Genomic DNA, 23,810 nt, shown 5'->3' on the forward strand with positions numbered 1-23,810 from the left:
AAGGGGACTGGTATGGATGAGATACAGCTGATTCATGAACTTTCGGGAAGATTAAGGCCGGGTGGACATAAACCGGATTCCAGGCACATCAGGTACCTGATATACAAAGACAGCTTTCTGGACAGCGTGTACCCGGATACGCCTGCCTATTATATTTACAGCGGAAACCTGGATTCCTCAGACCGGCCGGACGGGAATGGCATACGGCTTCTGATTGTGGAGGATGAGTCACTGGATTATGTAGTTGCAGAAGAATGCCAAGGCATATGGGAAGGCGGTGTAATCCGTGAAGGTATCCGGGAATGCTGGTTTGATACCTTCTGGCCGCACTTACATTGGATTCATGAAACTGTCTGGTATCGGTTTTATCTGTGCAATATCCTATACGCAGAAGATAATCCAGGAAAAAGGGCGTTCAGCGGTTCGGTCCGTTATGAAGGCGCCTTTAACCGCTGCGGCTGCATGGAAGACCCACATGGATGCGTGACCATACATTTCCATATTGATTACATCAGAAAGCTTCTCCGCGAAGAGGGCTCCATGGTACTGAAAGGTGAATTCAAGGATGGAAAACTGCTAGAGGGCAGCTATAAAGGGCCTTTCTGGGGCTTTAGCAGCCTTATGGATAAGAATGCCGTTTACACGGGCACATTTAAGGATAATGTAATCGAAGGAATGGGAGTCCTCCATTACAACTTAGGCGGGGGATATACGGTACAGGACCGTATGGAGTGTACCTACCATGGGCATATGGTATCCGGGAAAAAGCAGGATGACAATAGCTCTGAAGAAATTCACGATACGGATTACGGCACAATCCTCACAATTGAGGGATGCCGTTATGCTGAAAACATGCTGACCGGTTTCAGGAAAGCATACGTGGTAAATGAAAATGCCAGCGTGGTTGGATTTGAACCCTGGCTTGATGCATGTAGGGCTGCAGAATTCCGTAAAATGGAGGACGGAGAAAGGGAACATATCATACCGGATGACATCCAGGATATCTGGGGCATCGGGGCATTGGCCATAAATGTCAATGGCAGGTCCTATCTTTACAAAAATTATGGTTTGGATAAGCTTGATGGGAATTTCCGGTACCAGCAGGGACGATTCATCTTAAACGGTACCTTCATGGTGCTGGACGAAACAGAACATAGCCTTTATTTAGAGCAGTGGCGGGGAGGTTACTGTGTTGGCGCTTCCGCCAGATGCAGCGGCACAGTTAACGCGGAATCCAAAGAAGCCCATTCCCTCTTTCTCAGTTTCCTGGACAGCCAAAAGGAATATTGGCAGACATCCGCCCTTTCCCTCCCCGCGGATAACGGGACCTCTTGGGGACCGTCCTGGGTCCTGCACTCCCTCATAGGGTTGATTGCATTCCTGATAAAAGAAAAGGCCGCGCCCGGACAGCTGAACAGAAAAAAATACCGTCAGATTCAAAGAGAGCTTGATTATGCGGTGAATCATATAAAAGGGATTCATAAAGAAATCCAACTGTTCCGGCATCACTCCAGGGAATGGGACAGCCAAGCCAGGGACACCGGGAATTTTATGGGAGGCAAAAAGGGGGAGATTTATCTGGAATACATGGAGCAGGCGTCTTTTCATGACTTCATACATTTCATGTTAGATGAATACCGGGAGTGCGATGATATCTTCCGTTCCCTGACCCGCCAGTTTCTCCGGGAACGGGACTTTTTTGAGAACTGCATCCATATCTCGGTTGATGATTTGGAACGCAGCTGGGAGGACTATCATGAGGACTATGGCCATTTTAGCGCGTTCCATGATTTACACCGCAATGACCTTATGAAACACAGGGACAGCCTTACATCAGAGCTTAAACAGGTGGAGGCTTCATTTGAAAGGATGCTGGCCGGGATCAGCGACAAATTAGTCCGGATGCAAACCTTTTACTCCTGCGGTTAAGCCGCAGGATACGTCAAAAATATACTCTTTTTTCACATTTTCACTACCCTTTTTCCCCAATCTGACTTATAATATCATATGGCATGACGGCCTGGTAAAATTATCCAGGCCTTTCTATGATTTGCGCCCTTTCATCCATCTTGCAAACAGATCCGGGCGCGGAGAGGATAATCAGGAATTATGAAAGAATCACAAAAGAAGGCCCTTATCCAGGTACTCCTTTGCATACGCAACACAGCCGTCGGCCTTTTGGGCATCATTGGATGGCTTCTCCACACCCTGCTGGCAGTCCTTACCGTGGGACTTTTAAGCGCCGCCCTGGTGTGTATCCTTATCTATGCAAAGGTCAAACCACAGCTGGATGAATGCCGTGAGCTTGCATATGACAAGCTGGCCCAGATGGAGAGGACGGATTTCTCCATGCTCTCTGATACGGTCATTTACGACAAGGACGGCAGGCAGGTGGGACTCATCAATGCCGGGCACTACCAGTATGTGGACATTTCCCATATCAGCATGAATATCCAAAATGCATATATTGCTCAGGAGGACAGGCGCTTTAAGAGCCACACAGGCGTGGACTGGATTGCCACCTTGCGCGCAGGGCTGGCCCTTATAAAGCACAACGGGCAGGTGACCCAGGGCGGAAGCACCATCACCCAGCAGGTAATCAAGAACACCTACCTGACCCAGGAACAGACCTTTACCCGAAAGATTGTGGAAATCCTGCTGGCCCCTGAGATTGAGAAGAAATACTCCAAAGCAGATATCATGGAGTTCTACTGCAATACCAATTTCTATGGCCACCAGTGTTACGGCGTGGAAGCTGCCAGCCGGTATTATTTCGGCAAGCATGCAGCTGACCTGCGTGTGGACGAAGCCGCTGTCCTGGTTGGAATCAGCAACAGTCCCTCTGCCTATGACCCGGTATCCCATCCAAAGGCATCCCTTGAAAAACGCAATGACGTATTAAAAAGCATGCATGAGATCGGCGGACTGTCCGATGATGAATACAGCGCAGCCATAGAACGGCCCCTTACGGTGGTAAAACAGGAATCCGAGGGAACGGACGAGAACTACCAGAGCAGCTACGCCATCCACTGCGCCGCCCTTGAGCTTATGAAGCTGGACAACTTTGACTTTCAGTACACCTTTCAGGATAAAGACAGCTACACCGAATATATGGACCGTTACAAGACCGTATATACAGAGAAGTCCGACCTGATACGCGCAGGCGGTTTTAAGATATACACCTCCCTTGACAGCAATCTTCAGGAAATGCTCCAGGCTGATATTGACCAGGGCCTTGCCTCCTACACTGAGCTTCAGGAAAACGGCAAGTACGCGCTTCAGGGAGCCGGCGTCATCGTGGACAACCGTTCCAATTACGTGGTTGCCATCGTGGGCGGCCGCGGCAGCGAAGACCAGTTCAACCGGGCCTACCTAAGCGCCAGGCAGCCAGGAAGCACCATCAAGCCCCTGATTGACTACGGCCCTGCCTTTGACACCGGGGAGTACTATCCCACCCGTATGGTAAATGACCACAAATGGGAGGACGGTCCCTCCAACAGCGGCGAACATTACTACGGCAATGTGACTGTCCGGGAAGCCTTAAACCGCAGCCTGAACACCGTTGCATGGCAGATTCTTGAAGACATCGGGGTCAACTATGGCCTGAATTACCTTGGGGAAATGGAATTCCAGAAGCTGACCTATGTGGACAACGGGGTGCCCTCCTTAAGCATCGGCGGCTTTACCAACGGGGTCCGGGTTGTGGACATGGCCAAGGGATACAGCACCCTGGCCAACAACGGCATATACAATGACCGCACCTGTATCACCAAAATACTCCACGAACATGACGGCGAGATTACCAAGGACATGAAGGCCTCCACCAAGCAGATATACCGCGACGACTCAGCATTCATGCTGACCGATATCCTCAAAGGGACGCTTACAGCCCCTTACGGCACCGGACGCGGTCTGGAACTGGACGGCGGCATGCCTGCCGCAGGCAAGACAGGGACCACCAACAGCAGTAAGGATACGTGGTTCTGCGGTTATACGCGCTACTATACCGCCGCTGTCTGGGTTGGTTATGATATACCAAGGAATATGCCGGGCATCTACGGCGCCACCTATGCCGGGAAAATATGGAAGAATATAATGAACCAGATCCACACAGGACTGGAGCCATGGGACTGGGAACAGCCCCAGTCAGTGGAACGCCGGGCAGACCCCAAAAACGGCATTGAGGATTATTTCAGCACCACGGCTGAGATGCGGGCCCAGCAGAGCCTGCACGACAAGGAGCAGAAAAAGCTCACCGATGAACTGGAAGCAGACGTGGCAGACTTCACCACCCGGGAAATCAGCACGGTAGAAGATACATATGCGGTCAAGAGCCAGTATCAGGCCATCACCTCTAGGCTCCCCCTGCTGGATGACGGGGATTTAAGGGCGCGTCTGCTGGATCAGGTGGAAAACAGATACGACTACTTTGAAGGAATCATGGGACAGATGTCAGACACCATTGCCCTTTATGAAAAGCAGAAAGCCATCGATGCGGCCAAGGCACAGGAAAAGGCCATGAAGGACGCGGAAGAACAGCGCAGGCAGGCTGAGAAGGACACCAGGAAAAACGAGTTCCTCCAGGCGCTGCAGACAGTGGAGGCCCTGGAATACCAGCAGCCCAATGCCCAGGCACTGGTCCAGGATGCCATTGCAAAGCTGCCCCTGGTGGCCGGGGACCCGCAGCAGCAGGCCCTGGCGGACCGGCTCCAGAACGCCATCAGCCGGATCAGCACCCTGCCTACCCAGGATGAGTGGACTGCGTCCCAGGCCGCGAAGCAGGCCGCTGAGGAACAGGCCCAACAGGAAGCGCAGCAGCAGGCCCAAATCCAGCAGAACCAGCTCCGCTCCACCCTGGACAGGGAAAAATTTAAATGGAACAATCTGGAATACTACGGACCGGGAGGGAGGCCAGAAAATGACAAATAAAAAAAACAGTATTTTGAAAATAGCCTCCCGCCCAAGGCGGCTAAAGGACAGAAGCGGCGATATGGAAGAAAGCAGGGACAAAGGGTTGAATGAAGGTTACGCCATGCCGCCCCGCACCTGGTTCTTCACCTTCATGTGCATGAACATCCCTGTTGCAGGCTGGATTTACCTGTTACGGCTGGCCTTTGGAAAAAAGGACAACCAGCTCCGTGATTTTGCCAGGGCTTATCTGCTGTACAAGCTGGTATTCCTGATCATCAGCCTTATTTTACTGGGAATCTTAGTCTATATAGGGTTGGATATTGTTGATAAAGTACTGGCTTATATGGAAATGCTGTAATTAAGAAGTGAGATAAAATGAAGCGTACAACGCATTAAAACACCCCCTGTTATATCCCATCCGGGCCGGCGGGCCTGGCGGATATGCAGGGGGTGAACTCTATTTCCCATGTCCGGAACAGCTTAATTTCCCAATTTCATCCATTCCTCCCTGCGCCAAACTTCCTCTCCCCTATCCCGGATAACCCTTCGCCTGCCTCCATCTGATACACCAAATGCCTTCTCATGTGCATCCCCGCCGCTGACATATATCTCATTGCCATCCCATTCCAGGTCTGTCAATTCCCGCCCGTACCTGATTACGTGCTCTGTATCAAGGCCGCAGAAATCACCTGCGCCCCAGAAGGGATTCCCATCCAGTGTTTTTGCTGTCCACACCTGGTATTGATAATCCGGCTCCACATCCTTAGGATGTCTGGAGGCCATAAGGCGCTCCATTTGAAAATTATATACCATTTACATCTTCCTCCTACACTACCTCCACACAGAACAGACGCTCCCCTCCATCCGCAAACGCGGCCCGCGCACTTCGGAAACAATACATCTCCATGGGCACGGTGTCCCCGTTACAGACAAACCCGGCATCCTCCGGCCTGCCTAACCGGTTTCCCAGGATACGGAGCATTTTCATCTTTCCATGTTTTCCGTATCCACTGTCCATAATAATGCCCATATGGCTTTTCATGATCAGGAAGGAACTGCTGCCCTTGACATCCGGGCGGAACACCCACTCTGAATCAAAGTCTGTTTTTACCAGATTAAAATCATCATAATAGTAATACCACAGATTATCCTGTTCATCCACATTCATGGCATAGCAGTCCGCGATGAAATGCTTTGTATTCTCCCATACCTTCTGTCCATCCCGGTTCCAGACCACAAGCCCCTTATCCCCCAGCGGCTTATCCCATCCGAAATTCCCAAACACTCCCTCGTCAAAATAGCCGGTGACAATCCTGCCGTCCCCCAGCACCATGCAGTCCTGGATTCCATCCCCAAAACATGTGACGGACAGGATCTTGCCATGGCGGGTCAGGAACACCGCATTCTGGTCCGGTATCCCATTTTTATACATCATGGACCTGGCGCCCAGCAAAAGGATGTCATCCCCAATGGGCTGTATGAAATGGAAATTCATTTTCCGCACACCGAATTCCAGAACCTCCTCCCCCAGAAGGCTTCCATCCTGCCAGTCAATAAACAGGCACAGCGCGCGGTACTCCGTGTTGGCCTGGGTATCCACGAACATGCCCTGGATGCGTTCCGGCACCCGGGCTGAAAAAAGCAGGTATAGGGCGTCGTCATACCCGATCTGCATGTTCACCATGGTGTATGGTTCCAGTCCGTACCTGCGGATGATACTGTTTAGATTGATGCATTCCTTAACCGGTATCCTATTCATTTCCATTCCTCCTGCCCGCCTGATCCATTTCCCTGCATATCCTTTCACCCCATTATACCGCCAAACCCCGGCCGGGACCAGGGCCTGTTTGGAAATCCGGCCAGTAACCATAGTGACAGGCCGGATGGAGCACTGGCAAAACCGCCGGGAATATAAAAACCAGGGCGTCCCCGGGGCATGATGACCAGCCCCGTGAACCGCCCTGTACTTATATACCCTGTTTATTATCATGGAATGATTTCCGCACATTCCTGGGCCTCAATGGCAACCTTCATGGTATCAAATATATGCTCCTGGGTGATGGCGTGTTCGGTCCGGTCCAGGCAGTCCCTGATCAGCTGTCCGAAAAATACGAATCCCACCTTTCCGGTTACCTGTTCCCTGTGCTCCCCTTGCCGGTCCACCCAGATGACATGGTCGCCTTCCGGGGAAGTTCCGGGGTCAATGTATTTGCGTATCTCAATGCTCCCCTCCGTACCCATGATGAACACGCGTCCGTCCCCCCAGGCCCCAAGCCCATCCGGCGTGAACCAGTCCACCCGGAACCAGCAGGTGGCCCCGTTATCAGCCAGGAGGGAGGCTTCACCAAAATCATAAAAGTCCTTTTTATCCCTGTTCCCATAATTGGCAACCGCACTGTGAAGGACCCTGGCGGTTTTGGCGCCGCAGTAGGTCAGGAACTGCTCTATCTGATGGCTTCCCAGGTCCGTGATGATCCCGCCGTTCTCCTGTTTCTCAAAAAACCAGTCCGGACGGACCGGGCGGTTCAGACGGTGGGGTGCAAGGATGGTTACCTGAAGCACCCGCCCAACCGCTCCCTGCCTGATCAGCTGCTCTGCAAAGACCGCGCCTTCCACGTGGATGCGCTCCCCATAATATACCACATATTTCCTTCCCGTGTCCCTGCATGCCTGGGCCGCCCGCCCTATCTCCTCCATGGTCAGCATCCCCGGCTTATCCACAAAGTAATCCTTATTGTGCCCCAGCACCCGGATTCCCAGGCTGCACCGCCTGGAAGGGCGGATGGCGCTGGCAATCATCTGGATGTTCCCGTCCTTAAGTATCTCTTCCTCACCCGATGCCATGACAGCCTGGGGATACCGTTTCATGAACTCCAGACATTTATCCGGGTCCGGGTCCCAAACACTGGCCAGCTGGGCCCCTGCTTCCAACAGCCCGTTGCAGATTGCATATATATGTCCATGATCTAATCCGATTACACCAAACCGGAACTCCCCCGGTGCGCACACCTTCTCAACAATTCCCTGTGATACGGGCGCATAATTCATTCCGTCTGATTTCTGCATCCTGCTTTCCATGTTTACAGCGTACCGCCTACCTTTATTCCCGTGTCAGCATAATTTTCAACGCTTTTTTTCTTTTCATTGAACCTGGTTGCCTTCCCAAGAAGCCCTTCCCGGGTATAGAAAGGATCTTTTGCACTCATGGGCAGCTGAACCCTGGTTCCTGTAAATGCAGACTGGTATACAGCTGATATGAATTCCACGGTCTTGCGGCCCTCGGTTCCGCTTATCAACGGGTCTGTCCCTGTTTCTATGGCATGGAGCATGTTCTCAATCTGTCCGCAGTGCTCTGTGTAGCGCAGGGCTTCCCCGCTGTCAAACGCCGTTTCAAGGGCCTGTCTTGCATCCTCGTCATCCTCCGGATATCCGTTTGGCATCTGCCTGCTGACACTGACCTTGTGCGGAATCTCAATGGAACCTCTTTCACCGTCAATAATGATCTTCTGCTCCTCCCCGTGATGAAGAAGGGAGGCAACCATAAATCCCACGGCACCGTTCTTAAAACGCAGGGTGCTCAGGGATACATCCTCCACCTCGCTGTTATGGTGGTTCTGGTTGGCAACCATGGCGGATATCTCCTGAAGATCCCCCATAAGCCACAAGAACAGGTCAATGTGATGGACCGCATGGATGAAGGTGCATCCGCCGCCCTCCTTTTCCCAGGTCCCGCGCCACCACAGGTCATAATAATTATCGCCCCTCCACCAAAGGGAATCCGCCTGGGCAAAATACAGCTGTCCCAGGACACCGCTCTCAAGCATCTGCTTTGTTTTCATGATGTCAAGCTTGAATCGGTTCTGGGCCACCACTGACAGCTTTGCCCCGCCTTCCTCCGCAGCCCTGATCATGCGGTCGCATTCCTCCAGGGACGGAGCCATGGGCTTCTCACACAGCACATGTTTTCCCGCCTTCAGGAAATCCACTGCAACGCCGCAGTGGGCAGCCGGAGGCAGGCAGACGGATACCAGGTCCACATCCTCCCTGCCCAGCAGTTCTTTATAATCCGCCACCACGTCACAGTCCAGCCCGTATTTCTGTTTCTTTGCCTCTGCCTTGTCCGTATATATGTCTGCCAGCGCCACAATGCGGCAGCGTCCGGCCAGCTCCTTATATGCTTCTATATGTACATTGGCGATATCGCCCGCACCTAATATTGCTACTCCAACCATACTTACACCTGCTTTCTGTCTTGTCTGTTCCTTCAGGCCCAAAGCGTGTCTGAAAGTTCAATCCTGCGTCCTTCCCTGGCCGAACAGTACGCACCGTAGATGATCCGCACCGTGTCATATGCCAATGAAAAGCCGGACTCAGGTTCACCCTTCCTGCCTGCTGCACACAACAGGAAATCCCTCAGTTCCCCCACATATCCCCTTGCCATGTCCTCGCACAGGAAAATGCTCTGCCAGCCCTTTTTTGTCTCCACCTTTTCCGTAAAATACTGGCCGGACAATTTCTCATCCTCCACATGATACGTGGTCATCTGGTCACTTGGCGCAATCCTGCACTGATACACGCCTCCGGTGGTATATACCTGGATTTCATTGCGCACCCCGCCAAGGATCATGTCCCCGGCCGTTATGAGGGCCTTTGTCCCGTCCTCAAAGGTAAGGATTACATTGGCCAGGTCCTCCACATCCTTTGGCCTGGCCTGGATGTTCTTACGTTCCTCCTCATTCAGGGTGGGCACGATGTATCCCATATCCGCCGTCACGCCCACTGCTTTTGCACCCTTTCCATTCTCCAGCTGTTTCAGATACAGAAGGGCGGACAGCGGATGGCAGCCCTGACGGATCAGGGAGCCGCCTCCGTTCATGCTCCACAGGGCGGCATGCCCTGCATGGGAACCGCTGTGGGACTCCTCCCCTCTCATGAACAGGATGTGTTCGCCGGCCGCCCGGATAAGGGAAGCGCTTTTCTGCACCGCCGGGGCGTATATGAAATTCTCAGCGTAAAAGAACTTCCTGCCGCTTCGTTCCACCACGCGGCGCAGCTGTTCCAGCTGTTCCATGACCTTTTTAGCCATGTCCGGTTCAGCGCTGTCCCCAAACCACCCGGTCAGCGGTTTCTCACAGATAACATGGCAGCCAGCCCCCATTGCAGATCCTATCATGGGCGCGTGAAGGCTTGGAGGGCTGCATATGTCCACCACATCCGGCCGTTCTTTCCGTATCATCTCTTCCATACACCGGTACACGGACGGTATGCCGTATTCCCTTGCAAAATCCCCTGCCCGCTCCGATGGGGATGCCACTGCCGCCACCCATGGTTCAATCCCATAAACCTGTTTATATGCCTCCATGTGGAGGGCGGCGGCAAACCCGCTTCCCACAAGGCCGATCTTAACCCTGTCCATTGGCCTTCCTCTTCTTAAACCGGTCAAATACATGGAACTGTGAAAGGATCAGCACCACAATCACAATGAGGAAAATAACACTGATTGGCCGCTGGAACATGGGCAGGAAGCTGCCTTCGCTGATTGTCAGCGCCCTCCTTAAGTTGGAATCCGTCATGCTTCCCAGGATGACGCCTAACAGGAAGGGCGCTGCCGGGAACTCTGCCGCGGAAAGGAAGAATCCGATGATGCCGAATACGAACATAACCTTCACATCAAACATGATGTGGTTGATGACAAAGGAACCGACCACGCACAGCACATAGATGACAGGCATGAGGATTTCCTTTTTAACGCCCAGGATCTTAACGGAAAACTTGGACACGATCTGCGCCAGCACCCACATGGCCAATGCCGCCAGAAACAGGTCCACGCATATCTGGTACAGGAATTCCGGACTCTCATTCATAAGGAGAGGGCCGGGGCGGTATCCATGCATCATGAACGCAGCCAGAAGCACGGCGGCCGGAGCGCTTCCCGGAACCGCAAGGGACAGGATGGGGATAATGGCGCCGCCGATACATGCATTGTTCCCGGCCTCCGCGGAAACCACCCCCGCGGTCTCGCCGTCGCCAAAGGTCTCCGGATGTTTGCTGGTGGATTTAGATGCCCAATAGCTGAGCCACCCGCCCACGTCCTCGCCCACGCCCGGGATGATTCCCACCCCCACGCCGATAAAGGCGGAGCGGATCAGTTCAACCGCGTGGTTCTTCAATACGCCGAATCCCTCTTTCAGCTTAAACGGCGAGAACTCCAGTACATGTGTCTCCGTCTTTTTAAATGCCTTAATGATTTCAGGAAATCCGAACAGTCCAATCATGATGGGAATAAGGGCAAGGCCTGCCATGATGTTTACATTGCCATATGAAAATCTTGGATACGCGTCCAGCTGGTCCAGCCCCACCTGTGCAACCATCAGCCCGATCACGCCGGATATCCAGCCCTTGACCGCATTGCCGTTGCTTGTCAGGTTGCCGCAGATGATGACTCCGAACAGGCTCAGCAGGAAGAATTCCCAGCTTCCAAACTGCAGGGACACCTTGGTCAGAAGCGGTGTCAGGGTCAGGACACAGATAACACTGATCAGTGTACCGATGCAGGAAGCAGTGGTTGCCAGGAAAATCGCCAGGCCGCCTTTGCCCCTGTTGGCCAGCGGGAATCCATCCAGCGCCGTTGCGGCGCTTGCAGGCGTGCCGGGAATATTTAACAGTACGGCAGCCTGGCAGCCGCCTGAAATGGCCCCCACGTACACGCCGATCAGAGAGATGATGGCGCTGGTGGATGAAAGTCAGTCGGTCATTTTTTGCGGACAGTTCAATACATGCCTGTCTGTTTCGCTCCCTGCTCCTGCGTTTGCTCTCGTTTGATTTCTCCCTCTGTATCTTCTTGGCACAAGCAGGACAATACTTCGATATGCCAGAGCGGGGAACATATTCAACACCGCACACCGTACAATTCTTAGGCTTTAACGCTGTCCACCGCTTTGTGGGCGTGATATGTAATTCACCGACAAAGCCGATGAATTTATAATAAATCTTGATTTCCTGTCTTACTGTCCCGTCTGCAAGTTTCTCACGTTCCGAAACAAGTATCTTGTCTATGAGTGCGTTTATGATGGTTGCGTCCAGTTCCTTAATTCCTTGATAGTTGCGGATTAGGGAGAGGAAATCACGGACACCCTGCGACTTCTCATAGCTGTCGCCTAGCGTTTCCGTTACCTCTTTCAGCCTTGCTACAATTTCAAGCTGTTCTTTCTGGTATTTCCCCGACATCATCTCAAAATTCCGCTCCGTAATACGCTCCATCACCTTATCTTCATAAAGGGAAGAAAACAGCCTGTCCAGTTCCGCAAGGCGTTTGTTCAGCTTTCTCTGCTCCTTTTCCAGTGCCTTTGCCCTGCTATGGTCTGTTTCCGTGAGCCGCTTTTCAATCGCCCTCACCGCCTTTTCATCATTGACCGCCATATCCGCAAATCGGTTGATGTCGGTGAGGACAGCGTTGAACAAGTCCCTCGCTTCAATGCTGTGTGCGGTACACATGATATTACCGTATCTGCCATAATTATTGCAGGAATATTGTACGCAGTCGATGATGTCGGGGCGTTTCCTCCTGTTGGCACTCATAGCCCGCATGGCATAACCGCAGTCCGCACACTTAATAACGCCTGCAAAGATGTTCTCAAAGCCGCCCTTGTTTTCTGGTAATCTGCGGCTTGTAATAAGCTGCTGTACGGTATCAAATTCCTCCTGCGTGACTATCCCCTCATGGGTGTCTGGTATCACTTCCCATTCTTCGGGCAGCTTAGAGGGGCGTTTCTTGCTTTTCATGTTGGCGGCAATCCGCTTGTAGCCTGCAAGGTTTCCCGCATATATCGGGCTTCTTAAAATGCCCCTTACGCTGTTCTCGCTCCAAATATAACGGTTTTCCTCGTTACCCTCAAAGTACCGCTCATAGCCTGTTGCCCCTTGCTCCACTGCATAAGCGGCAGGGCGTAGGATATGCTGTTTGTTGATGTGCTTGCGGATTTTGGCGATTCCGTTGCCCGCTAATGCAAGGTCGAATATCTCCCTTACCACATGGGCAACCTTGTCATCTATCAGCAGGTGATTATGGTCGGCGGGGTCTTTGACATATCCGTATGGTGCTGTCGTCCCCATGAATTTCCCCTGCTGAAACCTCGCTCGGTACGCCGATTTTATCTTGACCGACACATCGGCAGAGTACATTTCGTTTAGGATGTTGCGGAAAGGCGTGATGTCCATCGCTGATTTATTGAGCGTGTCCACGCCGTCATTGACCGCTATATACCTCACGTTATGCTCTGGAAAAAACACTTCCAGATACAGTCCGCAGTCAAGATAGTTCCTCCCCAGACGTGATAAATCTTTCGTAATCACGCAGTTTATCAGACCGTTTTCAATGTCCTTAATCATGTTCTGGAAACTTGGTCTTTGGAAAGCTGACGTTAGATAACGATACTTTTGAAAACACTGGAAAATCAAGGTTTTTCGAGCGACGGACAAGCAGGGTATTGTACTAAAAACTGAATACGACGCAGAAGCGGCGTTTCTTACTCTCTACATGGGAGAACAGGAACGCCGCTTTTTTCATGCCCTTTGTTACGCAGTAGGGGCAGAAAAAGCCTTGCTACAAGCGGTTTTCCGGGCGCGTATCTGGTGCGGAAAGGGATTTATACCTTATCCCCCGAAACCGCGCTTCTACTGCGTAACAAATCCAAAGCAAAGGAGTTATGAACTATGGCAGTTTTCAGAGTGGAACGGAACAAGGGCTACACCGTAATGAGCAACCACCACCTACGCAACAAGGAGCTTTCCCTAAAGGCAAAGGGGCTGTTGTCGCAAATGCTGTCACTCCCCGAAGATTGGGACTACACCTTGAAAGGCTTATCCCTTATCAACCGGGAGAAGATAGACGCTATCCGCGAAGCCATTAAGGAGCTTGAACGCGCCGGGTATATCGTCCGTTCAAGGGAGCGCGACGAGAAAGGACGCTTGCGGGGCGCGGACTATGTGATATTCGAGCAGCCGCAGCCGCCTACGCCGGATTTACCTACATTGGAAAATCCAACATTGGATAATCCAACACAGGAAAAACCTACATTGGAAAAACCTACGTTGGAAAATCCAACGCAATTAAATAAAGATATACAAAGAACTGACTTACCAAAAAAAGAAAAAATAATTACTGATGAACAAAGTACCCATTCCATTCCTATCCTTTCCCCTAACCCCTCTCCTTGCAGAGAAGCGGCTACGCCGCCGGAACGGAAAGGAACGGAAGCGGCAGCACAGAGCGCAGTTGATATATACCGGGAAATCATCAAGGACAATATCGACTACCACATTCTCAAACAGGACATGAAGTTTGACAGTGACAGGCTTGACGAGATTGTAGACCTCATGCTTGAAACCGTATGCACCGCCAGAAAGCGGGTACGGATTGCGGGGGACGACTACCCGGCAGAGCTTGTGAAGTCAAAGTTTATGAAACTGGACGGCGAGCATATCCGCTTTGTGCTTGACTGTATGCGGGAGAACACAACGAAAATCCGCAACATCAAGCAATATCTGAAAGCAGCCCTTTTCAACGCCCCGTCCACTATCGGCAATTATTACACTTCCCTTGTCGCCCATGACATGGCAAGCGGCGCACTGTCACCGAAGAAGCCGCAGTACGGCGACCCGGACTATTATTCATGCAAACCGGGCGAAAGCCTGTAAAACAACAAAAGGAGGATTTTATTATGGCACAGAAAATGACAGGAGCATTGGTATTTGACGAGCGCACCGACCGTTACGACATTCGCTTTGACTTAAACAGCTACTATGGCGGGCTGCATTGTGGAGAATGTTTTGACGTATTCGTGCGGGGCAAGTGGAAGCCGACCCGGATTGAGTACGGCGACAACTGGTATCTTGTGGGTATCAGAGCCGAGGACTTGAACGGGCTGCGGGTGCGTATCTGACCGCCGCCCCATAAAGAAACGCGAAAGGAGGACGCGACAAATTGCAGGACGAAGTAAACGAAAAGACCATAGCCCTTTACATCAAGACCGGGAAGCTGACCGCCCAGACGCTCCAAAAGGCAATGAAAGCCATACTGTCAAAGGGAAAAAAGCAGCTTTCCAAACCGCCACAGGGCAAGCAGAGCTTAAAGCAGCTTATGAAGCAGAACGCGGGCGTTTCCAACATTGAGATTACCGAGGGCAATATCAAAGCCTTTGAGAGTACGGCGAAAAAGTACGGTATCGACTTTGCGCTGAAAAAGGACGCGACGGAAAGCCCGCCCCGCTATCTGGTTTTCTTCAAGGGGCGGGACGCGGACGTGCTGACCGCAGCCTTTAAGGAATTTTCCGCAAAAAAGCTGACACAGGAGAAAAAGCCCTCAATCCGAAAGCTGCTCTCTACCCTCAAAGAAGCTGCACAGGGCAGAAACGCGGAACGGGCAAAGGTCAAGAACAAGGACAGGGAGGTATCGCTATGAAGCCGGAAATCAAGAAGCTGCTTATCTTAAATCTCCCGTATCTGCTCTTTGTCTGGCTCTTTGATAAAGCGGGCGCGGCTGTCCGGCTCTCCCCCGGCGCGGACGCAAGCGCAAAGCTGCTACATCTTGGGGACGGTTTTACCGCCGCCTTTTCCAGTATCGCGCCGAGCTTCCACCCGGCAGACTTAGCTTTAGGCATTGCGGGGGCGGTCATTGTTCGGCTGATTATCTACACCAAAGGCAAGAACGCGAAGAAATACCGCCGCGGGACAGAATACGGTTCGGCGCGTTGGGGCGGGGCTGACGATATAAAGCCATACACAGACCCGGTATTTGAGAATAATATCCCCTTAACGCAGACGGAACGGCTCACCATGAACAGCCGCCCGAAGCAGCCGAAATACGCAAGAAACAAAAATATCCTTGTAATCGGCGGTTCCGGCAGCGGCAAGACCCGGTTCTTTGTGAAACCGTCGCTCATGCAATGTACGTCAAAGGATTTTCCAACGTCGTATATCGTCACTGACCCGAAAGGAACACTGATTTTGGAAACCGGAAAAATGTTGCAGCGGTACAAATACCGTATCAAAGTGCTAAATACGATTAACTTCAAAAAATCCATGAAATACAACCCCTTTGCCTATCTGCGGAGCGAAAAGGACATTTTGAAGTTAGTCAATACCATTATCGCCAACACCAAAGGCGACGGGGAAAAATCCGGCGAGGATTTCTGGGTGAAAGCGGAAAAGCTCTACTATACCGCACTAATCGGCTATATCTGGTATGAAGCCCCGGAGGACGAGAAGAACTTCACGACGCTGCTTGAAATGATAAATGCGTCGGAAGCCCGCGAGGACGACGAGGACTTCCAGAACCCGGTTGACCTCATGTTTGAACGTCTGGAAGAAAAAGACCCGGAACATTTTGCAGTCAAGCAGTACAAAAAATACAAACTTGCGGCGGGCAAGACCGCAAAAAGCATACTTATCTCATGCGGCGCGAGGTTAGCCCCATTCGACATTAAGGAGCTGCGGGAGCTTATGGAAACCGACGAAATGGAGCTTGACACCATAGGCGACAGAAAGACCGCCCTTTTCGTGATTATCAGCGACACCGACGACACCTTTAACTTTGTCGTGAGTATTCTCTACACACAGCTATTCAACCTCTTGTGCGACAAAGCAGATGATGAATACGGCGGGCGGCTTCCCGTCCATGTAAGGTGCTTACTTGATGAATTTGCGAATATCGGGCAGATACCGAAGTTTGAAAAGCTCATTGCAACGATACGGAGCCGGGAAATATCCGCGTCAATCATCTTGCAGAGCCAGTCACAGCTAAAGGCAATCTACAAGGACAACGCCGATACCATAGTCGGCAACTGCGACACCACGCTTTTCTTGGGTGGCAAGGAAAAAACGACGCTCAAAGAAATATCGGAGATTTTAGGCAAGGAAACGATAGACAGCTTCAACACGTCCGAAACAAGGGGGCGGGAGCTTTCGCATGGGCTGAACTATCAGAAATTGGGAAAGCAGCTTATGACGGAAGATGAAATCGCAGTCATGGACGGAGGGAAATGTATCTTGCAGCTACGCGGGGTGCGCCCGTTCTTTTCGGACAAATTCGACATAACGAAGCACCCGAAATACAAGTACCTGTCCGACGCAGACCCGAAGAACGCCTTTGACATGGAAAAGCACCTTAAACGCCGCCCCGCCATTGTCAAGCCCGACGAGGTTTTTGACTATTACGAGATTGACGCGGCAGACTTACAGGAGGACGCAGACCATGAGGAAACGTAGCGCAGAGGAAAAACAAAAGCAGCTTGAACGGTTTTTAATGAATGTTGCGGAAGCCGCCGACGCTGCATTATGGGAGTATTGGCGGGAAAAGGAAGCGGAACACCGCCGTTTTGCAACGGAGTATGTCACGCGCCGGGGGGCTTATCCCGCAACAGTGACAGCATGGCAGACCGCCGGGGGACAGGGGAAGCTACACTTCCCCTACGCTGCCTTGCGGCAGCTACCCCTTTGTGAACTTGCGGGAAGCGAACACCTTGCTACGCAAGCTATTCACTTCCCGCAAGTCTGAAAAAAACGTCCGGCAGCACAGCGGGACACAGAAAGGAGCGATTGAAGCAATCACATCTATCCATACCGGCTACATGATACGCGCCCCCACTTTCCGGCGCAGTACACAGCGGCAGGAGCCGCACCCCCTACAACTGAATACCGCCGCGCCGCAGAACTTACGCAGCGCGGGGACAGCCGCCTTTACCAGAGGGCGGTTTTTTTGTGCGGCGGCATATGCTGACCGCCTTTTGTCCGCTTGCCGGACAGCCGCAGACGCGGCAGAAAGGATATATTTATGGCATTTTTCAATAGCGCAGTAGACGTTTTGCAGACCCTTGTTGTAGCACTTGGAGCCGGGCTTGGTATCTGGGGCGTAATCAATCTGATGGAGGGCTACGGCAACGACAATCCGGGCGCGAAAAGCCAGGGCATGAAGCAGTTCATGGCTAATTAAAGGGAACAAAAAGAAAGGAAAAGCCAATCCAGACGGTATCAGCGGCAGGCTACAAGAATAAATTGTGATTTCACAAGATTGGTGCTATAATAAGAGAAAAGTTCCTGCCGGGGCAGCCGCTCCGGTGGTATGGATAGAAAGGCAGGAAAACAATATGCACATCAGCTATAAACCACTCTGGCACACACTGTTAGAGCGTGATATGAGAAAAGAGGATTTAAGGCTTGCTGCTGGTATGACAACAAATATGATTGCCAACATGAGCAAAGAGGGAAAGCACATCAGCATGGATACATTAGCCCGTATCTGCGAAACGCTGAATTGTGAGATTACCGATGTGATTGAGTTAGTACCAGACGAGCCTGCTTCCACAGGAGGTAAGGAACATGAGCGAATTGAAACCAAGAATAAAAGAAAACGGAATTGATTATATCCTTGTTGGAGATTACTACATCCCGGACTTGAAGTTGCCGGAGGAACACCGCCCCATCGGAAAGTACGGACGGATGCACCGGGAATATTTAAGAGAAGTCTGCCCAGCCAGATTACACACATTGACCCTGACCGGGGAATTGTGGACATATCTTGCAGACCTGAACGAACAGGCACAGAAACGGTTAGACACCATCATGGAGCAGATGAAAGCTGCCGAGGGCGTGACCGAGGAATTGAAGCGTACCCGTCAAATGGAATGGGTGCAGCGTTGCAATAACATTCACAACCGGGCAGAAGAAATTGTTTTACATGAGATGATTTATTCATAACGGTATGGTAGAATGATTATTACAAATTAGAAGTTGTAAAGGAGACTTTGTATGGGTAGAAAAGAAATAACAACAAAAGAAGATTTAATGAAAGTAATAGAATTATTCGAAAATACTGGAATTACATACTGGTTGGATGGCGGATGGGGTGTAGATATTTTAGCTGGTAAACAAACAAGAATTCATAGAGATATAGATATAAATTTTGATGCTCAACATACGGAAAAATTGTTAAATGTGCTTTTGAATCTGGGCTATAAAATTGATACAGACTGGAAACCGGTTAGAATAGAGTTATATAGTGATGAACTTGGTTACTTAGACATTCACCCGTTCGTTTTAAATGAGGACGGAACTTCAAAACAAGCTGATTTAGAGGGTGGCTGGTATGAGTTTGAAAAAGATTACTTTGGTAGTGCTTTTTTTGAAGGAAAAACAATTCCTTGTATATCCTTAAAAGGCCAAAGAGTTTTCCACTCAGGTTATGAATTAAGAGATAAAGATAAGCATGATATTTCAATTCTTGAAAGTTTATCAAAATAACATTGCTGTAATTTCTAAGATAAATTCCACTTTATCGCTTTGAAATTTTAACTGAATAAGTATAGCACCAACCGCTGCTACATGGAAGCAAACACAACCATGCAACAGCGGTTTTTCTTTACCGTTTTTTCCTTTGACTGATAGGAGTTCCTGTTTTCTTTGATTTTTGTAGAATCCGAATGAGCCAGCGAAATTCTTCGTCTGACAGATTTTTATAGTTGATGCCGAGCTGCTTGCAGTAAAGGACAACCAGCTTTTCATCCCGACTGCCCTTGAAATTTTCAACCGCTTCCAAATTTTCTTTCAATTCATCGGCAACGGTGGTCTGGGGCGCACTCTCGCTGTCCTTTTTGTGGGCTTCCCGAATATCCCGGATAATGAGATTGAGGTCATCAAGAACCATGTGGCTGAAATATTCATCATCGCTGATATGGGCGGCTTGCAGCACTTTCAAATGCGGGTCGTCTTCGCCGGGGCGATACCGTTCAATGATTTCATGCCGGACAGTATCGACAAGGGCGTTGAGGTTTTGAATCTGCATGGTGGCAATCCCATCTACATAAATCTCAATGTCCGCAAGAAACTTGATAAAGTCCTTATGAGTGGCAAGCTCACAGAGCAGACGGTTGTTAATCCGACCGCCTTTCAGAAGTGCCACCATCTCATCATTCAAATGCAGCTCTGTTAGTGGCGTGTTGATCTGCTCCCGGTTCTCTGTCCGGCACAGCAGATAATCAACGGAAACCCCATAGAAGTCTGCCAGCGTGATAAGGTTGCCATGATTGATTTCCTTATAATCCTCTTTTTCATAACTGCCAAGAGCTGATTTGGAAATGCCCGTCAGCTCTGATAATTCTTCCAGATTTAAGCCTTTGTCCTTGCGGAGTTCCCAAAGGCGTTCCTGTATGCTTGTCGCTCCTTTCATGGGCGCACGCTCCTTTCCGGCGGTTTCATTACTGCCGCTTAACTGGATTATATCATACTTTCCGCAATCGTGGAAATTTCTGATTTTTACCCTTAATTCCTACTTTGTGGACATACGGCACAGGGCACAAAAATGTTCTATGATACAGGTAGTTCATCGATGGATTATTCCAATCGAATGACCAGCCTGTGTGGGATATGCTTCCCCGGCGATGTAGCGCCATGACTTTTGGCAGGGATATGGAGGAACCCTGACCGAAACGAGCGTACCAAAGGGAGCGATACGCCGCTGTGAGATTCAGGGGAGGAACGACACCGGGGAGAACTGGCGAACTGATACCGAAATGATACCGAAACACGACAATCTGATAGGGGGATAGTCTACCCTATCGCTGATACTTCGGGAGATTTTAGGCGGCTCTATGGCTGTAATTTTGCCGAAAATCGCCCCGAAACCATACACTAAAACGGGAGGAAGTGCAATATGCCGAGAATGAGCAAAAAGAGGAAGCATGAGCTTTCCTTTTACCTTAATGACCGGGGGCGTGTCACTTACAACGAATTATGCCGGAAATGCCAGCATGGGTGCAAGCAGAGCTTCCGGGCGGTTGTGATTGACTGCCCCCGTTATTTATCCAAACGAGCAAAGAAAAAGGAGGGACACACCGAATGAATTTTGAATTTATGACGATAGACACACCATTGCCGCCATGTATGCCATTTCCCAGAGCGTTGACAGGATTTCCAGTCGGCAGCACCGCAAAGGTCATGTACTGCCGGATGTTGGATGCTATACTCTCTAAAGGACAGGAGGACGAGAACGGAATCCTGTTTGTCTGCTTCCCTGTCACAGCCATTGCCGCAGTCCTGTCCCGCAGTCCCATGACGGTCAAGCGTTCTTTGAATGAACTGGAAGCCGCCGGACTTATCATGCGGGTGCATCAGGGTGTTGGAGAACCGAACCGAATTTATGTGCTGATACCGGGAAAGGAGGACGCTGCCCTTGCCTGATACCTCAAAGCTGGAAAAACTCAACCGGGAGCTGGAAAAAAGCGAAAAGAAACTGCGGAAAGCCATCAATGATGAAAAGGCATTGCAGCACCAGTTGAAGCAGCTTACCCGAAAGGAACGGACGCACCGGCTCTGCACTCGTGGCGGTATGCTGGAAAGTTTTCTGCAAGAGCCGGAACGCCTGACAGACGATGATGTCATGCTGTTGTTAAAACTCATTTTTCACAGGCAGGACACGCAGGAACTATTGAAAAAACTGCTGGAACGGAAGAAGCCGGAAACCCCTTAGTTTACTAAGGGCGCAATTATACACCACCCAGAGGTTGGTGCATTGCGTTCTCCGAAGGCTCCTCGCCGGAGGGCTGTGATTTTCCGCAGTCATGGTCTGCTCCAAATCAAACAGGGGACGCTACGCTTCCCCTGCGCTGGCTTTCGCCAGCTACCCTTTTGTGGACTTGCCATCTGGGGACACCTTGCATTGCAAGCTGTTCCCAGCCGACAAGTTTTATAAAATATACTATCTTTTCGATAGGCAATGCAGTATAATAAAGACAGCAACAAATTAGAAGTTATAAGTGGACTTTTGCGAAGTTGTATGATACTATTATTTTACAAAGATTTGAAAATTCGTGGATTATTTAACAAATTAGAAGGAGGTATTTTATATGTTTAAAAAGGCTTTTTGGGTTCCTTATGAGGATAGTACCAATTACCCAACTCTTGCAAAAACTATGGAAGCAATTTCAAAATATTGTGAAGAAAATGGCGAGTCTTATACATTTATTAACGATGACGAAGTGGAGATAAATGGAAAAAGATATGAAATATATCGGGGCTACGAAAATGGTAGTAGGGGAAATTACGGTATAAAATGCAAAGAAAAATAATTTCCAGTTTTTCATTCCCTACACATCGGGTCAACTTGCCCCGAACTTTCACAACTAAATACCCGCCGCCTACACAGTGGCACACCAAGCAGGAAATCTGAAAAGGTCTCCTGCTTTTTTTCTGCCCAAGGTGGGGTGGCAAAACGCCACCCCATCAGTCAATCACAGGAAGGAGGGACACGAAATGCCCTGTCCACACAACGAAATTTCTATTGTGCAGCGCAGCCAGCGGCAGTCTGCTGTTGCCGCCGCTGCTTACCAGAGCGGCGAAAAGCTGTTCTGTGAATACGACCAGGAAGTGAAGCACTACCCGGAAAAGCGTGGTATCGTCCACAATGAAATCCTGCTCCCGGCAAATGCCCCGCCGGAGTACGCAGATCGCAATACTTTATGGAACGCCGCCGAAGCTGTGGAGAAGCAATGGAACTCCCAGCTTGCAAGGAGGTGGGTGCTTACCATCCCCAGAGAGATACCGCCTTACCAGTACGCCGCCCTTGTCCGGGAGTTCTGTAAACAGCAATTTGTTTCCAAAGGCATGATTGTTGATTTTGCCATCCATGACCCAAATCCTCCGGGACACAATCCTCACGCCCATGTCATGCTGACTATGCGGGCAATGGACGGGCATGGGAAATGGCTTCCCAAGAGCCGCAAGGTCTATGACCTTGACGAGAATGGGGAACGGATAAAACTTCCGTCCGGCAGGTGGAAAAGCCACAAGGAAGATACGGTTGACTGGAACGACAGAAAGTATTGTGAAATCTGGCGGCATGAATGGGAGGTCATTCAGAACCGCTATCTGGAAGCCAATAACCGCCCGGAGCGTGTGGATTTGCGTTCCTATGCCAGACAGGGGCTTGATATTGTCCCCACTGTCCATGAGGGTGCTGCTGTCCGGCAGATGGAAAAGCGTGGTATCCAGACGAATATCGGCAATCTGAACCGGGAAATCAAGGCTGCCAACCGCCTGATGCAGTCCATCCGGCAGCTCATTAAAAACCTCAAAAGCTGGATTACCGAACTGGGAGAAAAACGGAAAGAGCTGCTTGCGGAAAAAGCTGCGGAGGAAGCGGTCTTTCTTCCCAATCTGCTGATGAAATATATGGAGATACGCAAGGCAGAACGAAGCGGCTGGACACGGGCAGGACAGAACCGGGGGACTTCACAGGACTTAAAGGCAGTCAGCGAAGCCCTGTCTTATCTCCGGCAAAAGGGGCTTTCCACCGTGGAGGATTTAGAAAACTTTCTGGAAGCTTCCGGGCAATCTGCCGCTGACTACCGCAGCCAGATGAAGCCAAAGGAATCCCGCAGCAAAGTGATTGACGGGATTCTTGCCGCCCGGACAGACTGTAAGGAATGTAAGCCCGTCTATGAGAAGTACCAGAAGATATTTTTCAAGAAAACAAAGGAAAAATTCAAACAGGAACACCCGGAGGTTGCCCGGTATGCGAAAGCCGCCGCCTACCTTGCCAAGCACCCGGACGATAAGGATAAAACGAAAAATGAGTTACAACAGGAGCAGGAAACGCTTCTCAGCGAAATCGCAGAGCTGAAAGTACCGCTGACTGAAGTACAGGAGGATTTGAAGAAGCTGCGGGACATCCGCTACTGGGTACGGAAAGCCACACCCGGCACAGAGGAAAGCAAAGAGCCGCCCAAGAAGCAGCCCATCAAGGAAGTCTTGCAGGATAAGGCGGACGAGAAAAAGGCTCAAAGAACTACTCCGGCACAGGCGAAACACAGACAACAGGATATGGAACTTTAACAGGCACTTGCCATTTT

Annotated in this window: 24 protein-coding genes and 1 pseudogene; 17 read left to right on the forward strand and 8 right to left on the reverse strand. The window is 50.6% G+C overall.

Annotated elements, in window-relative coordinates; all coding sequences use genetic code 11:
• Window positions 1-12: 12 nt before the first annotated feature.
• From DWX59_RS04205 to DWX59_RS04215, 3 genes are all read left to right on the forward strand, one after another.
• Window positions 13-1,929 carry a hypothetical protein gene (locus DWX59_RS04205; protein WP_117556466.1) on the forward strand — a complete coding sequence of 639 codons (1,917 nt, stop codon included), beginning with the start codon at window positions 13-15 and terminating at the stop codon, window positions 1,927-1,929.
• 180 nt (window positions 1,930-2,109) lie between these two features.
• Window positions 2,110-4,929, forward strand: a complete 2,820-nt coding sequence (locus DWX59_RS04210) for a transglycosylase domain-containing protein (RefSeq protein WP_117556468.1) — start codon at window positions 2,110-2,112, stop codon at window positions 4,927-4,929.
• A 61-nt stretch (window positions 4,930-4,990) separates the two neighbouring features.
• On the forward strand, window positions 4,991-5,269 hold the full coding sequence (locus DWX59_RS04215) for a hypothetical protein (RefSeq protein WP_329829716.1): 279 nt from the start codon (window positions 4,991-4,993) through the stop codon (window positions 5,267-5,269).
• A 122-nt stretch (window positions 5,270-5,391) separates the two neighbouring features.
• Here the strand turns inward: DWX59_RS04215 and DWX59_RS04220 are convergent, their stop codons facing one another.
• From DWX59_RS04220 to DWX59_RS04250, 7 genes and pseudogenes are all read right to left on the reverse strand, one after another.
• Window positions 5,392-5,724: a hypothetical protein gene (locus DWX59_RS04220; protein WP_117556470.1), complete on the reverse strand. Its 333-nt coding sequence runs from the start codon at window positions 5,722-5,724 to the stop codon at window positions 5,392-5,394.
• Window positions 5,725-5,737: 13 nt separating this feature from the next.
• Window positions 5,738-6,670 carry a hypothetical protein gene (locus DWX59_RS04225; RefSeq protein ID WP_117557247.1) on the reverse strand — a complete coding sequence of 311 codons (933 nt, stop codon included), beginning with the start codon at window positions 6,668-6,670 and terminating at the stop codon, window positions 5,738-5,740.
• 227 nt (window positions 6,671-6,897) lie between these two features.
• Window positions 6,898-7,989 carry a Gfo/Idh/MocA family protein gene (locus DWX59_RS04230; RefSeq protein ID WP_117556472.1) on the reverse strand — a complete coding sequence of 364 codons (1,092 nt, stop codon included), beginning with the start codon at window positions 7,987-7,989 and terminating at the stop codon, window positions 6,898-6,900.
• 2 nt (window positions 7,990-7,991) lie between these two features.
• Window positions 7,992-9,143 carry a Gfo/Idh/MocA family protein gene (locus tag DWX59_RS04235; RefSeq protein WP_117556474.1) on the reverse strand — a complete coding sequence of 384 codons (1,152 nt, stop codon included), beginning with the start codon at window positions 9,141-9,143 and terminating at the stop codon, window positions 7,992-7,994.
• A gap of 32 nt (window positions 9,144-9,175) precedes the next feature.
• On the reverse strand, window positions 9,176-10,327 hold the full coding sequence (locus tag DWX59_RS04240; protein WP_117556476.1) for a Gfo/Idh/MocA family protein: 1,152 nt from the start codon (window positions 10,325-10,327) through the stop codon (window positions 9,176-9,178).
• Window positions 10,314-11,618, reverse strand: a complete 1,305-nt coding sequence (locus tag DWX59_RS04245; protein ID WP_353626743.1) for a tripartite tricarboxylate transporter permease — start codon at window positions 11,616-11,618, stop codon at window positions 10,314-10,316. The genes DWX59_RS04240 and DWX59_RS04245 overlap by 14 nt, the downstream gene beginning before the upstream one ends.
• Window positions 11,611-13,338: pseudogene (locus tag DWX59_RS04250) on the reverse strand (recombinase family protein); the annotation flags it as partial. The pseudogene DWX59_RS04250 and the gene DWX59_RS04245, both read right to left, overlap by 8 nt.
• Window positions 13,339-13,623: 285 nt before the next feature.
• Between DWX59_RS04250 and DWX59_RS04255 the strand changes: the two are divergent.
• The 9 genes from DWX59_RS04255 to DWX59_RS04295 all read left to right on the forward strand — a co-directional run bounded on the left by DWX59_RS04255 (window position 13,624) and on the right by DWX59_RS04295 (window position 19,206).
• Window positions 13,624-14,607 carry a DUF6017 domain-containing protein gene (locus tag DWX59_RS04255; protein WP_002586632.1) on the forward strand — a complete coding sequence of 328 codons (984 nt, stop codon included), beginning with the start codon at window positions 13,624-13,626 and terminating at the stop codon, window positions 14,605-14,607.
• 23 nt (window positions 14,608-14,630) lie between these two features.
• On the forward strand, window positions 14,631-14,852 hold the full coding sequence (locus DWX59_RS04260; RefSeq protein ID WP_002569164.1) for a DUF5348 domain-containing protein: 222 nt from the start codon (window positions 14,631-14,633) through the stop codon (window positions 14,850-14,852).
• 41 nt (window positions 14,853-14,893) lie between these two features.
• Window positions 14,894-15,370 carry a PcfB family protein gene (locus DWX59_RS04265; RefSeq protein WP_002586631.1) on the forward strand — a complete coding sequence of 159 codons (477 nt, stop codon included), beginning with the start codon at window positions 14,894-14,896 and terminating at the stop codon, window positions 15,368-15,370.
• Window positions 15,367-17,175 carry a VirD4-like conjugal transfer protein, CD1115 family gene (locus tag DWX59_RS04270; RefSeq protein ID WP_002586630.1) on the forward strand — a complete coding sequence of 603 codons (1,809 nt, stop codon included), beginning with the start codon at window positions 15,367-15,369 and terminating at the stop codon, window positions 17,173-17,175. The genes DWX59_RS04265 and DWX59_RS04270 overlap by 4 nt, the downstream gene beginning before the upstream one ends.
• On the forward strand, window positions 17,162-17,464 hold the full coding sequence (locus DWX59_RS04275; RefSeq protein WP_002586629.1) for a hypothetical protein: 303 nt from the start codon (window positions 17,162-17,164) through the stop codon (window positions 17,462-17,464). The genes DWX59_RS04270 and DWX59_RS04275 overlap by 14 nt, the downstream gene beginning before the upstream one ends.
• A 276-nt stretch (window positions 17,465-17,740) precedes the next feature.
• Window positions 17,741-17,899 carry a Maff2 family mobile element protein gene (locus DWX59_RS04280; RefSeq protein WP_009243792.1) on the forward strand — a complete coding sequence of 53 codons (159 nt, stop codon included), beginning with the start codon at window positions 17,741-17,743 and terminating at the stop codon, window positions 17,897-17,899.
• 154 nt (window positions 17,900-18,053) lie between these two features.
• Entirely contained in the window at window positions 18,054-18,326 is a 273-nt protein-coding gene (locus DWX59_RS04285; RefSeq protein ID WP_002584334.1) for a helix-turn-helix domain-containing protein, read from the forward strand.
• Entirely contained in the window at window positions 18,286-18,663 is a 378-nt protein-coding gene (locus DWX59_RS04290) for a TnpV protein (protein WP_002584333.1), read from the forward strand. The genes DWX59_RS04285 and DWX59_RS04290 overlap by 41 nt, the downstream gene beginning before the upstream one ends.
• Window positions 18,664-18,714: 51 nt before the next feature.
• Window positions 18,715-19,206, forward strand: a complete 492-nt coding sequence (locus tag DWX59_RS04295) for a nucleotidyltransferase domain-containing protein (protein ID WP_009266803.1) — start codon at window positions 18,715-18,717, stop codon at window positions 19,204-19,206.
• Between the two features lie 118 nt (window positions 19,207-19,324).
• Here the strand turns inward: DWX59_RS04295 and DWX59_RS04300 are convergent, their stop codons facing one another.
• Window positions 19,325-20,131 carry a helix-turn-helix domain-containing protein gene (locus DWX59_RS04300; RefSeq protein ID WP_002584331.1) on the reverse strand — a complete coding sequence of 269 codons (807 nt, stop codon included), beginning with the start codon at window positions 20,129-20,131 and terminating at the stop codon, window positions 19,325-19,327.
• Window positions 20,132-20,614: 483 nt separating this feature from the next.
• Between DWX59_RS04300 and DWX59_RS04310 the strand changes: the two genes are divergently transcribed.
• The 5 genes from DWX59_RS04310 to mobQ all read left to right on the forward strand — a co-directional run bounded on the left by DWX59_RS04310 (window position 20,615) and on the right by mobQ (window position 23,793).
• Window positions 20,615-20,803, forward strand: a complete 189-nt coding sequence (locus DWX59_RS04310; RefSeq protein WP_117504549.1) for a hypothetical protein — start codon at window positions 20,615-20,617, stop codon at window positions 20,801-20,803.
• Entirely contained in the window at window positions 20,800-21,141 is a 342-nt protein-coding gene (locus DWX59_RS04315) for a replication initiator protein A (protein WP_117504551.1), read from the forward strand. Before DWX59_RS04310 ends, DWX59_RS04315 begins: the two co-directional genes overlap by 4 nt.
• Complete coding sequence (locus DWX59_RS04320; RefSeq protein ID WP_097786106.1) at window positions 21,134-21,430, forward strand: DUF3847 domain-containing protein; 297 nt, start codon at window positions 21,134-21,136, stop codon at window positions 21,428-21,430. The genes DWX59_RS04315 and DWX59_RS04320 overlap by 8 nt, the downstream gene beginning before the upstream one ends.
• A gap of 376 nt (window positions 21,431-21,806) precedes the next feature.
• Window positions 21,807-22,028 (forward strand): DUF4318 domain-containing protein, encoded by a 222-nt coding sequence (locus DWX59_RS04325; RefSeq protein WP_006876003.1) that lies wholly within the window; start codon window positions 21,807-21,809, stop codon window positions 22,026-22,028.
• Window positions 22,029-22,212: 184 nt separating this feature from the next.
• The gene (mobQ, locus tag DWX59_RS04330) at window positions 22,213-23,793 is read left to right on the forward strand and encodes a MobQ family relaxase (RefSeq protein ID WP_117556478.1); all 1,581 of its coding nucleotides are present in this window, start codon (window positions 22,213-22,215) and stop codon (window positions 23,791-23,793) included.
• Window positions 23,794-23,810 lie beyond the last annotated feature (17 nt).

The sequence above is a fragment of the Enterocloster aldenensis genome, assembly GCF_003434055.1.
Classification (GTDB): Bacteria; Bacillota; Clostridia; order Lachnospirales; family Lachnospiraceae; genus Enterocloster; species Enterocloster aldenensis.

What these genes read in the sequence shown, in the direction of transcription:
- DWX59_RS04275 (WP_002586629.1), top strand. Translation starts at nt 17,162, where the DNA reads ATGAGGAAACGTAGCGCAGAGGAAAAACAAAAGCAGCTTGAACGGTTT.
- DWX59_RS04225 (WP_117557247.1), bottom strand. Translation starts at nt 6,670, where the DNA reads ATGAATAGGATACCGGTTAAGGAATGCATCAATCTAAACAGTATCATC.
- DWX59_RS04325 (WP_006876003.1), top strand. Translation starts at nt 21,807, where the DNA reads ATGTTTAAAAAGGCTTTTTGGGTTCCTTATGAGGATAGTACCAATTAC.
- DWX59_RS04260 (WP_002569164.1), top strand. Translation starts at nt 14,631, where the DNA reads ATGGCACAGAAAATGACAGGAGCATTGGTATTTGACGAGCGCACCGAC.
- DWX59_RS04300 (WP_002584331.1), bottom strand. Translation starts at nt 20,131, where the DNA reads ATGAAAGGAGCGACAAGCATACAGGAACGCCTTTGGGAACTCCGCAAG.
- DWX59_RS04240 (WP_117556476.1), bottom strand. Translation starts at nt 10,327, where the DNA reads ATGGACAGGGTTAAGATCGGCCTTGTGGGAAGCGGGTTTGCCGCCGCC.
- DWX59_RS04235 (WP_117556474.1), bottom strand. Translation starts at nt 9,143, where the DNA reads ATGGTTGGAGTAGCAATATTAGGTGCGGGCGATATCGCCAATGTACAT.
- DWX59_RS04220 (WP_117556470.1), bottom strand. Translation starts at nt 5,724, where the DNA reads ATGGTATATAATTTTCAAATGGAGCGCCTTATGGCCTCCAGACATCCT.
- DWX59_RS04280 (WP_009243792.1), top strand. Translation starts at nt 17,741, where the DNA reads ATGGCATTTTTCAATAGCGCAGTAGACGTTTTGCAGACCCTTGTTGTA.
- DWX59_RS04205 (WP_117556466.1), top strand. Translation starts at nt 13, where the DNA reads ATGGATGAGATACAGCTGATTCATGAACTTTCGGGAAGATTAAGGCCG.
- DWX59_RS04210 (WP_117556468.1), top strand. Translation starts at nt 2,110, where the DNA reads ATGAAAGAATCACAAAAGAAGGCCCTTATCCAGGTACTCCTTTGCATA.
- mobQ (WP_117556478.1), top strand. Translation starts at nt 22,213, where the DNA reads ATGCCCTGTCCACACAACGAAATTTCTATTGTGCAGCGCAGCCAGCGG.
- DWX59_RS04310 (WP_117504549.1), top strand. Translation starts at nt 20,615, where the DNA reads ATGCCGAGAATGAGCAAAAAGAGGAAGCATGAGCTTTCCTTTTACCTT.
- DWX59_RS04290 (WP_002584333.1), top strand. Translation starts at nt 18,286, where the DNA reads ATGAGCGAATTGAAACCAAGAATAAAAGAAAACGGAATTGATTATATC.
- DWX59_RS04315 (WP_117504551.1), top strand. Translation starts at nt 20,800, where the DNA reads ATGAATTTTGAATTTATGACGATAGACACACCATTGCCGCCATGTATG.
- DWX59_RS04255 (WP_002586632.1), top strand. Translation starts at nt 13,624, where the DNA reads ATGGCAGTTTTCAGAGTGGAACGGAACAAGGGCTACACCGTAATGAGC.
- DWX59_RS04270 (WP_002586630.1), top strand. Translation starts at nt 15,367, where the DNA reads ATGAAGCCGGAAATCAAGAAGCTGCTTATCTTAAATCTCCCGTATCTG.
- DWX59_RS04230 (WP_117556472.1), bottom strand. Translation starts at nt 7,989, where the DNA reads ATGGAAAGCAGGATGCAGAAATCAGACGGAATGAATTATGCGCCCGTA.
- DWX59_RS04295 (WP_009266803.1), top strand. Translation starts at nt 18,715, where the DNA reads ATGGGTAGAAAAGAAATAACAACAAAAGAAGATTTAATGAAAGTAATA.
- DWX59_RS04215 (WP_329829716.1), top strand. Translation starts at nt 4,991, where the DNA reads ATGGAAGAAAGCAGGGACAAAGGGTTGAATGAAGGTTACGCCATGCCG.
- DWX59_RS04285 (WP_002584334.1), top strand. Translation starts at nt 18,054, where the DNA reads ATGCACATCAGCTATAAACCACTCTGGCACACACTGTTAGAGCGTGAT.